General features: G+C 58.9%; 8 protein-coding genes. 2 read left to right on the top strand and 6 right to left on the bottom strand.

From position 1 onward, the window contains the following. Nucleotides 1–323: hypothetical protein (locus DXX3274_RS11575; protein WP_238556033.1), on the top strand; the 323-nt coding region annotated here is incomplete at its 5' end. 192 nt (nt 324–515) lie between these two features. On the opposite strand, the gene DXX3274_RS11570 is transcribed toward DXX3274_RS11575, so the two are convergent. The 3 genes from DXX3274_RS11570 to DXX3274_RS11560 form a co-directional block, all read right to left on the bottom strand. Next, nucleotides 516–1,637, bottom strand: coding sequence for an ABC transporter substrate-binding protein (locus DXX3274_RS11570; RefSeq protein WP_042859903.1), 1,122 nt, complete (start codon nt 1,635–1,637; stop codon nt 516–518). A 643-nt stretch (nt 1,638–2,280) separates the two neighbouring features. Continuing rightward, entirely contained in the window at nt 2,281–2,883 is a 603-nt protein-coding gene (locus DXX3274_RS11565) for a hypothetical protein (protein ID WP_038658445.1), read from the bottom strand. 633 nt (nt 2,884–3,516) lie between these two features. After that, on the bottom strand, nt 3,517–3,696 hold the full coding sequence (locus DXX3274_RS11560) for a hypothetical protein (RefSeq protein ID WP_042859902.1): 180 nt from the start codon (nt 3,694–3,696) through the stop codon (nt 3,517–3,519). A 181-nt stretch (nt 3,697–3,877) separates the two neighbouring features. On the opposite strand from DXX3274_RS11560, the gene DXX3274_RS11555 reads away from it, so the two are divergent. Then, a complete protein-coding gene (locus DXX3274_RS11555) occupies nt 3,878–5,590 on the top strand; it encodes a type III effector HrpK domain-containing protein (protein WP_042859901.1) in 1,713 nt (570 codons plus the stop codon). Nucleotides 5,591–5,657: 67 nt separating this feature from the next. Here DXX3274_RS11555 and DXX3274_RS11550 read toward each other — a convergent pair whose 3' ends face one another. The 3 genes from DXX3274_RS11550 to DXX3274_RS11540 form a co-directional block, all read right to left on the bottom strand. After that, entirely contained in the window at nt 5,658–6,332 is a 675-nt protein-coding gene (locus tag DXX3274_RS11550) for an SDR family oxidoreductase (RefSeq protein WP_042859900.1), read from the bottom strand. A 178-nt stretch (nt 6,333–6,510) separates the two neighbouring features. Further along, nucleotides 6,511–6,843 carry a hypothetical protein gene (locus tag DXX3274_RS11545; RefSeq protein ID WP_042859899.1) on the bottom strand — a complete coding sequence of 111 codons (333 nt, stop codon included), beginning with the start codon at nt 6,841–6,843 and terminating at the stop codon, nt 6,511–6,513. A 13-nt stretch (nt 6,844–6,856) separates the two neighbouring features. Then, nucleotides 6,857–8,596, bottom strand: a complete 1,740-nt coding sequence (locus DXX3274_RS11540) for a pectate lyase (RefSeq protein ID WP_042859898.1) — start codon at nt 8,594–8,596, stop codon at nt 6,857–6,859. Between the last annotated feature and the right edge of the window lie 54 nt (nt 8,597–8,650).

Below are 8,650 nucleotides of genomic sequence, written 5' to 3'. Positions count from 1 at the left end.
CACGCTCAGGGCTGTGGCGGATGGTTTTAAGCGCAGTGAGGTGGAGGACCGGCTGGGCTATCCAGAAAGAGATGACCTCGCTGGGTGTGCAGGCGATGGAGGCGTACGGGACATATAAACAGCGTGAGGCTGAAACGGCCGCGCGGGAGCGGTTGAGTCGGGAGGGCGTTCCGGCTGGTGAGATGGAAGGCCGGATAAAGAACAGCGAGGAAGTCAGGAAAGCGGAGGAGAGTTACGGGCCGGGAAGCGCCTACCGGCAGGCAGGCAGGCACCGCGCTGACGGCGGCGTCAATCCGGAGGCCTTCGAACAGGCCTTGTCGTGAGGACTGAATTCGTCTACTGACGTGGGGCAGTCCGCTCAGTTCCACCCCAATCATCAACCCCTTATCAACAATTCACCGGTTGCCCAGTGTTAAAACCCAACAGCCAGTTCCCCCTTAAAGATGAACCGCTGTTATGGTTCGCTTTCCGGCACAAAAAAGGGATCCAATCGGATCCCCTTAATACGGTAAATCTTAGTTCGCCAGCGGTGCTTCCGGGTGCAGGCCGAGCCAGCCTGGGGTCGGGTCGCCTTTGGCTTCGCCTACGTACAGACTCATCTGCGCGCGGAAGCGTTCGACCGCGCCGCGGTCAGACATGAAGTCGGCAAAAGCCTGCGGGCGGGTATTGCGGTATTCCCAGATGTGTTTGTAACCGGCCGGCGGGGCGACATCGGTGCGTACCGACCACATGCGTGAGACCTGGGTTTGCGTTTGCGGGTCCAGCAGCCAGCTCAGGTACAATTTGGCGCTTTCCGGGTGCTTGGCCTGTTTGAAGATGGCGGCGCGTTGCGCCCAGGAGACAAACGGGTCGGTCTTCGGCAGCACAAAGCGGGTTACTGAACCTGCCGCCGGGACCAGCGCGCCGGAGCTGGTGAAGGTGGCGCTGTATTTGCCGGTGGCAATCTGCGCGCCCGGTACGTTGGTGCCGCGCACGTAGACCGGATCCTGTTCCTGCAGTTTTTCGACAAACTCCCAGCCGTATTTATCCACTACCTGCTTGTACCAGAACAATACCGCGTCGTCGTCGTTGGGGTAGGCCAGAATCAGGTTGCCTTTCAGATCGGGGCGCAGATAGTCATTGGCTTCCCGCGGCCAGGATTTTTCATCTAGCAGTTGGGTGTTGACCAGGTTGCTGAAAGCGATGACATACGCACCGATCCAGGCGCCGTCCGCATCACGAAACTCCGGGTAGATTTTGTCCCAACCCACCGGTTTGTAGTTCAGCAGTACACCCTGTTTTTTCCAGCGCGGGAAATCCTGCACCGTTTGCAACTGCACCACATCCGGAATCAGGGTGTCGGTCGCCAGCTGGTTATCGATACGCGCGTCATGGTATTTGCTGTAATCGACTATCACGTTCAGTTTGATGCCGGGAAACCGGTTCTCAAAAGCCTGCTTGAAGCCCGTTTGCTGTGACTGTACATCGCCGCCGGCATAAACGGTGACCGTACCGCCTTCCTTTAATGCGCTCTGATAGATTTCATCCAGCGAACGGGTGTCCGGCGCGACCGCAGCCTGACTTTGCCAGGCGCTGAGGCCGGCCATCATGGTCAGCATCAATGCGGTTTTCTTCAGGTACTTCCCAGTGTATTGCATAGTGGTTTCCTTTACTTAGGATAAAAATCCGGGCCGACGTACACGGTGTAGTAAGCAGGTGCCGAACGACGGTCGCGGCGTGACCGGCGAATCACCAACGAATGACGCGCCGGGCTGGTCCGGCGATGCGAGATCGCCAGAGCCAGAATCAGGGGAAAATTACGGCGGAGAGCTGATAACGAATGAAAAGATCTGTCTGGCGAAGCGGGAGATAACGGGGCAAGAAACAGCATGGGCTGGCGCATGGCGGTGCCATAAAGCAAGCCGCGCTGACTTGCCGGTTACCGATATAGAACGCGCATGGACCTTCATGGTGATCTCTCCCGTCTGAGGCTAATTTCCCCTTTTTCCGTCAGGGAATTGAAATCGAGTGTATCGGATTGCATAAAAACGAACAGGAAGAAAAAGTGAATAATATAGTTAAAAACCTTGAATGATTAATAAGGATAGCTTGTTCTGAGCAAGGCGGATTTGCTGGTGTTAAATGACGTGTTGGCGTGGACGGAATAACGGAATTGTTTATTTTTTCTAATAATTTGCTGTTGGGTAATGTAATGGTCTGATTATGGCAAAAACAGAGGCGGATCACAGACAACCGATTGTGATATGAAAACGCCCTGCCAGGCAGGGCGGAGTAGCGCTATCAGGCGGCGGTATTAACCAGATTGCCCTGTGACGAGAACGAGGCCAGCGAGGACGAGAAGCTTTGCAGGAAAGACGACAGCGAGGCGTTGCTGCTGTCGCCGCCCAGTGCGCTGACCATTGAGCTGAACGCGCTCTGCAATTCGCTCAATTGGCTGCTGGAAACCGAACTGCTGCTGGAGGACGAGTCGGAAGAGAGCGCGCTGATCAGCGAAGACAGGTCGTTCTTCATCGGGTTGTCGGACAAGGACGACGAGTTGGACGACGCGCCGATGCTGTGCAACGTATCCATCAGCGTATGCAGGAAGGTCGCCACGGCTTCTTTCGCGCTGGAAGACGAGGTGTCCGACGTGCTGTCCGTCGAGGATGTTGTGGAACTGGTCGCGCTGGTTTCCGAGGTGCTGCTGGTGCCCAGCGTGATACCGATGGAGGACAAGGCGCTGGTCAGCGCCGCAAATAATCCCCCCTCCTGGTCATCGTCCGATTTACGGTAAGGGATCGCCGTAACGGCAGAGGATGTGGAGGATGACGCGGAACCGACGCCAGACACCTGCCAGACGGAATTGTATAATCCCGAATAGTTGGAGGAAATGGACATCACCATGGTATTTCTCCTTGTAATAGTCGCCAGAAAATTAACTGCTGTCTTACGTGTGAGCGTCGAAAATATAAAAAACACGACGCCGCATAGGTATATATACCCGTCATACTTCAAGTCGCAGGTGCGTTGGCTGTCCTCGCTCACCCCAGTCACTTACTGATGTAAGCTTCTTGGAATTCACTCGGTTTCCGCCTTCCTGCAACTCGAATTATTTGTGTATAGAATAATTGAAATTATTTTTCTATCAGGGGTGACTTTGCGCTGGAGTTAGTCAATAAAGCTCAAAAAATCAATTGAATGAAAAGACGGTGAATTATTTGTCATTTAAGAGGATAAACAAAAATTGAACGTGATTTGCGTAAGGAACAAGAAAGAAAAATAGCATGCCGTTCATAGATTGAAATAAATAACGCGAAGGGTAAGGAAAGCGTAAATTTATTATCAGCCAATCATAATAAATGAAAAAATGAATCACAGAACCAGCGGAAAATACGCCTGAAATGATGTGTGGGGAGGAACAGCCCGCGCCGCAGACCAGCGCTGGCGCCCATCCCCATTGGTTTTAGCGCGAGGACGGCAGGGGCGGGGCGCGTGGGACTGCTCAGCACCGAAAAGAAGACGTGTCCGGCAGGGCGTTCAGAGCTCGAAGCCGGGCGCCACTTCCTTCACCGGTTTTCGGCAGGCTTCCGGTAATTCAGATTTGGCTACCTGAGCGGCGCAGTCCGGTTTAAACGGATTGAGCGACTCGCGATTAGCGTAGATCAGCAGCAGAAGCAGAATGAGCAGAACGGTGCGCAGGCGTTTTCTCTTTTTCATCTTTATGTGTCGGATTGTGTCAAAAAAGGGGAGTCAGGTTACTGAAGTGATGCGCCGCTGTCTCGCTTTGCAAACTTTTGTCATCGCCGTTATTGCTCCAGACCGTTCAGGGAACCGGACGGGCTGGTGATCCACTCAGAGAGGGGACGTTATTGACCAAATTCTGAGGGGGATCGACACCATGAGTCGTATTGATAACCGCGTCGGTCTGTGGCCCGGCGCCGGACCGGCTGCACAGCCATTGACCACACCTGACCATCGCCCGCCGTTGTCGCCTGCTACCAGCGGGCAAGCGGTGGAGTTCGGCGGCCCGGCGCCGTCTTTCGCGACCGTGTCTGCCGCACCGGTTACGGCGGTGGGGCGAACCCGCGTCGCGCCGCCGGCAACAACGCTGGCGGCGGAACAGGCAACAGCCATGCTGGATCGATCGAGTTACAGCGATGCAAAGGCGCTGGAGAAATGGATGCCGTTGTTGGGTTCGTTGCCGGAGCAGGAGCGGGCGTCGGCGGCGAAAGCGCTGAACCGACCGATTGCCGCCGCCAATATGCTAAAAGCGGGCGGGGCGGAAGCGGAGGTAGCGATGATCTACCTGAAGGCAAATCCGGCGTTGATGACGGCGCTGGATACGGGCAAAGACGGTGGTAAAGCCGATGGTTACATTTCCCGGCGGGATAGTGGCGCGTTCATAAAAAACATGACACGCAGCGCCCAGAGCGCGCAGCGCAGCCTTGATGACTATCGGCAGGCGCATCCGCAGGCGGACGCGCGCTCGTTACGACTGGTGGAAACCTCGGCGCTGTTGCTGGCTAATGAGCCTTTGCTGCGCGCGGCCGACCCAAGCCGCTCGGCGGCAAATGCCGCACCGCAGAGCGTCTCGTCACTCTCCCGTCAGACCGATTTGGCCGCGCTGGCCAACGGCAATCCGCTGCTGTCGCCGGAATTGCAAAATGCGGCCCGGCTCTGGTCGCATCCGGGGTTATTTAGCCTGCTGGAGCATGCGGATGTGAAAGGGGAAAAGCTGGCGCGGGTGCCCCATGACGGTAAGCTGTCGGCAGGCGATATCAGAAGCTGGATAGCGGATCAGGCGCCGGCGGATGATGGGCAGGCGACGGCGCTGTTTCACGACGCCGCCGCGCTGGGGCTGGCAGGCAGAACCGATATCAGCCGTCTGAATGATGGCGTGTTTGCGCATCCCGACCGCTATAGCGGTGCGCAGAAAGCGGCCACGCTGGTCAAACTGCAACAGACGCTGGAACAGGTGGCGGCTGGCCGACAGTATCGCAAGACCGACGAAACCGAGCGGGCGTTAAATGAACGAATCGGCCAATTGCAGCAGGACGCCGATGTGGTGCGGCATTTCGAACAGGCGGTGCCTGCCGATGCGTTACGGCTACAGATGTCCGATCCGCAACTGGCGCGGTTAGCACGCCGCGGGGATGGCGGCCTGTTAACGCCGACCACCACCGGGCCTGGGGCAAATTCCGTCGCTCAAAACGCGGCTGATCGTCGCGCGCCCGGCGATGCGCAACTGGCCGGGCAGATGGGGCGTCACCTGATGGACGCCGCCAAAGCGTCGTTGCATATCACCGATCTGAGCAAGACGGCCGGCAGCAAGACCGCGATCGGCCTGGCGGGACGAGTCGGCGCGGCGGTAGCCGGCAAGGTGGTTGGCGCGGTGGCGGGCGAAGCCGCGGGGGCGGCGGCGGCATCGGCGGTGGGCGCCGCGGCCGGGCCGGTGGGCTGGGTGGTCAGCGGCGCGCTGAGTATCGGGATGGGGATTGCCGAACTGGTCAACTTCTTCAAGGCGAAAAGCAAGCTTAAACACCGCCGGGCGGATTTTGCCAACACCGTCAACCCAACCCTGACGCAGTTCAACATTCCCAAACCGCGCTGAGCGGTCTTATCCCCTCCGCTGATGTTACTGCGCGCCAGCCCCGGTTATCGGGCGCTGGCGCGCGGTATCACCATGCCAGCCGGTTGCCGGCATAGTCGACAAAATGGTGGCCGCCTTTGCCCTGATAACGTGCTATCTGTTGCAACAGGCCGTTGACGCTGCTCTCCACCGTTAGCGGCGCGCCGCTGCCGCCGAGGTCGGTTTGTACCCAGCCGGGGTGTAATGACAGCAGCGTAACCTGGCGGCCGGACACGGCGTCGCTTAGCCCGCGCGTCAGCATATTCAGCGCCGCCTTGCTGGCGGCATAAAAGGGCAGTTCCGCGCTGGCGTTTTCCGTCAGGCTGCCCAGCCGTGAAGTCATGAACGCCAGTGTGGCGTGCTCCGCCAGATGCGGCAGCAGCGCCGACGCCAGCGCGATCGGCGCCAGCGTGTTGGTCAGAAATAAGGGAATCAACTGCTCGGGATCGAGAGCGGTCAGATCCTGTCGCTCCGGGCCATAGACGCCTGCATTAATCAGCACCAGATCAAAATTGTCCTGCGCCAGCGTCTGGCAAAACGCGGCGCGCTGCGAGGCGTCATTGATATCCAGCGCCAGCCAGCGCACCGGCAGGTTGTCGGTGGCGGCGGAAGGCGAGCGTCGGGTAGCGGTGACGGTCCAACCCTGCTGATGCAGGGCGGTGGCGATGCCTAATCCCAGCCCGCGGGAAGCACCGATAATCAGTGCGCGTTGTCCTGAACTCATAACCTGTCATCTCCTGAGTGGTCTGATTTTTATCGGATGGTGTCGCCCGAATACCCTAATACCCGAGTAATTGTACGCGGCGCCGGCGCGGCGTCACAAGCGGAAACGGGCCGCTGAATTCGAGGCGTAAAAAAGCCAGCACCGGGTGCTGGCTTGTGATGAGGGATGTCGTTGATCGTTACAACGCATGCCGCTGCTGTTGCAGGGCGATCAGGTGGTCCGCTATCTGGCGAATCACCCAGAACGCCGTTTGCCCCACGTCGCTGTTCATCTCCGGATCCAGCGAGTTATCCACGCTTTTCAGGAAATCCGCTTCCAGTGAGTCGACAAAGGCGTCGAAATCGAACTGGCCGCTGCGCGGCAGCTCTTTCTGGCTCAGCACCAGATTGAGACGCCGGGTCACCATCTGGATGGCCTGCTCGAATGCCTGACGCTGCGCTGGCGTGATATATCCGCCCTGGTCGACCAGATCGGTCCAGCGGGTAGGGATGTCGGTGTCATGCTCGGTCATGTTTGGCTCCCGGTCAGCTTATCTGCAGATTGGCGGATTTGGGGACTTTGTAGTGATTGTTGACGTTGTCCAGGTTGGCGTTGTTGACCTTCACGTTCAGCCCCTCACTGTCGCTTTTCACAAACGAGAATTTGCCATTCTGCGCATCGATGTTGCTCAGGTTGAGATTCCAGTTACCCTGCTGGCCGCCGTTGGTGCGAACAAAAGTACCGAAATCTTTCGCTTTGAAGTTATCGACGTTGAAGTTGGCGTCGGCATTTAGCTGGAACACCTTGTCAGAAGCGCCCTGTGCGCTGCTGTTGGTGATGGAGACATTGGCCGGTTTGCCGGTGTTGCTCTTCACCGTCAGCGCGTCTTCACCGACGTTGGTCCAGTGTACGTTGTCGATTTTGGCGTCGCCGTGCAGGTGGATGCCGTCAGCCGCGTTGTTGCCGAAAATCACGTTCTTGACGGAACCGCCGTCAGCCACTTCAAACAGCGGTTTTTGCCCCTCTTTCTGGCCGCCATCGCCTAATGCCGGACCGGCAACGTAGGTTTTGCCCTTACCGTCAAACACTTCGCCCGGGCCAACCTTGATCGGCTCATTGACTACAATGGCGTTGGCGTTATCGGCGGTGGGGAACGACACGGGGCCAGCCTTGCCTGCGCTGCCCGTGGATGCCGAACTGTTAGCATCGCCGGTTGCGCCGGTGGCATTACCCCCACCTACGGTTGGCGTTGCGCCGCCGCCGACTGACGGCGTTGCGCCGCCACCGGCGCCGCCGCCGACTGACGGAGTTGCGCCGCCACCTGCGCCGCCGCCGACTGATGGAGTTGCGCCGCCACCTGCGCCGCTGCCGACTGACGGAGTTGCGCCACCACCGGCGCCGCCGCCGACTGATGGAGTTGCGCCACCGCCGGCACCGCCGCCGACTGACGGAGTTGCGCCGCCACCGGCGCCGCCGCCGACTGATGGAGTTGCACCACCACCGGCACCGCCGCCACCTGATGTTGGGGCAGCGCCGCCGCTATTGCCGCCTGAGCCGTCCTGCGGCTGACCAAACTGATTTTTCTGGTTTTCCATCAGCATGGCGATCAGCGCCAGCAGAATTTTCAGCAGCGGATTGTCGCTGATCTGGCCGCCGCCATCCTGGGTAGGGGAGATGCCATTGCTGAGCGCGCTTTCGCCGGTATCCTGCAGCAGCGATTTGCCAAGACCCTCAAGGCCGGATGAACCGCCCGTGCCCTGTGCTCCACCGGTTCCCTGTGCTCCGCCCGCCCCTTGTGCACCGGAAAGCCCGCCGTTGCCGCCCGCGCCGCTGGTCAGGCCGTTGCCTTGCTGCCCCTGACCGCCTTGTGCGCCGTTTTTCGGCATTAATATATCCAGCAACTTGGTCAGCAGGTCACCCAGGCCGTTCTGACCCTGTTGCCCGCCGCCCAGCCCCTGGCTGTTGCCCAGACCGCCGTTCTGCGCACCGCCCGCGCCGCCTGCGCCATTGTTGCTACCAAGTGTATTGTTGCCGCCGAGCGCGTCGTTGCTGCGTTCCAGCGGATTATTGCCGCTTCCTTGCGTACCGCCGTTGTTGCTCAGCAGAGCGGCCAGAACGATCGCCAGCGCTTCCAGTAACTTGGTGTCCTGCGAAGAGGATTTATTGCCGGAAAGCCCGTTATTGCCCAGCCCGCTGTTGCTGGTACGGTCCGCGCCGCCCAAACCGCCCAGTCCGCCTTGCAGACCTGAGTTGGGGATACTGAGTGTGATACTGATGTCAGCCATAATGTGCCTCTTTACCCAAAGATGAGATGCCGTTCCCGAAACAGGCAGACCTCT

Source organism: Dickeya sp. NCPPB 3274 (assembly GCF_000406205.1).
Classification (GTDB): Bacteria; Pseudomonadota; Gammaproteobacteria; order Enterobacterales; family Enterobacteriaceae; genus Dickeya; species Dickeya fangzhongdai.
The sequence above is the reverse complement of the archived record's forward strand: the minus strand, read 5'-3'. Positions and strand labels throughout refer to the sequence as shown.